The sequence below is a fragment of the Streptococcus danieliae genome (genome assembly GCF_013415245.1).
GTDB lineage: Bacteria > Bacillota > Bacilli > Lactobacillales > Streptococcaceae > Streptococcus > Streptococcus danieliae_A.
On record NZ_JACBXX010000219.1, the window covers coordinates 1 to 1,170 of the forward strand.

Here is a 1,170-nt window from a genome sequence, read left to right on the forward strand (position 1 = left end):
GTAGAATCTTAAGATTGTTCTAAAGGTGGGAATCAAACCCACCTTTTTTTCAAACGATTCCTCCACTTCCTCGCTCCCCAATTTTTTTCTTTAAAAAAAGATGAATAGAAAGAAATCATGATATAATAAAGAAAAACAATTGAATCTTAGGAAGGTTTGCTTATGACAATTCCTCATTTTGGTAAAAAGGATCCTCAGACGGACTATCAAGTCCGTTATGGGGTCTATGCGGTAGTTCCAGATCCGAGTCGTGAACAGGTTATCTTGGTCCAAGCTCCGAATGGGGCTTGGTTCCTACCTGGTGGAGAAATTGAGGCAGGTGAGAATCACCTAGAGGCGCTTGAACGTGAACTTCTAGAAGAGCTTGGTTTTACAGCTCAAGTGGGGCAATATTATGGCCAAGCGGATGAATACTTCTACTCCAGCCATCGGGATACTCACTACCACAATCCTGCTTACATTTATGAAGTAAAATCTTACACTGAAGTTGGTCAACCACTAGAAGACTTCAACAATCTAGCCTGGTTCCCAATCGACCAAGCTTTTCTTCATTTGAAACGTGGTAGCCATCGTTGGGGTCTCCAACAATGGCAACAATCCCTTGGTTCGTAAGTCTTATAGATTTGAGAGGTGTCATTATGAAACTTATCAATACAAACTCCAGTCACCAACGTTTGATTAAAAATCAACTTGAAAACACGGATGCCACCTTGGTGGAGACCTTCTCTGCCGGCAATACTGATGTCATTTTCACAAAGGCCCCTAACCATTATGAAATCGTCATCAGTAATAAACACCGGGCTATCCGTGAAGTTGAAATTGAAAGTATCCGCGATTTCTTTCTCAAACGCCGAATCCACCCGGACTCTATCCGTAAGGAAGAAATCAAAACCCTCTACACCGATAAACTGATTGAAATCTCAATCCCGATCAAATAAAGCCGAAAAAAATCTCTAGCCCTGCGCTAGAGATTTTTCAGACCGTAGACAAACATCATTTTCGGTGTTTGTCTATTTTTATTTACCCAATTTTTTGGAACATTAGTAAGCGCGCTATAACCAAGTATATGAAAAAGGTTCCAGAGTTGATTGACTCGGGAACCTTTTTTATTGACAATTCTTCTGTATGATTTCAGACCATGGCAAATAGTCCTCTAGAACATCTATTTTT

At 40.3% G+C, this 1,170-nt stretch carries 2 protein-coding genes; both read left to right on the forward strand.

Translation table 11 applies throughout. The features are described 5' to 3' along the window. Positions 1-162: 162 nt before the first annotated feature. A complete protein-coding gene (locus tag HZY94_RS09510) occupies positions 163-612 on the forward strand; it encodes an NUDIX domain-containing protein (protein WP_179925934.1) in 450 nt (149 codons plus the stop codon). A gap of 26 nt (positions 613-638) precedes the next feature. Further along, positions 639-938, forward strand: a complete 300-nt coding sequence (locus HZY94_RS09515; protein ID WP_179925935.1) for a DUF1827 family protein — start codon at positions 639-641, stop codon at positions 936-938. The last annotated feature ends 232 nt before the right edge of the window (positions 939-1,170 follow it).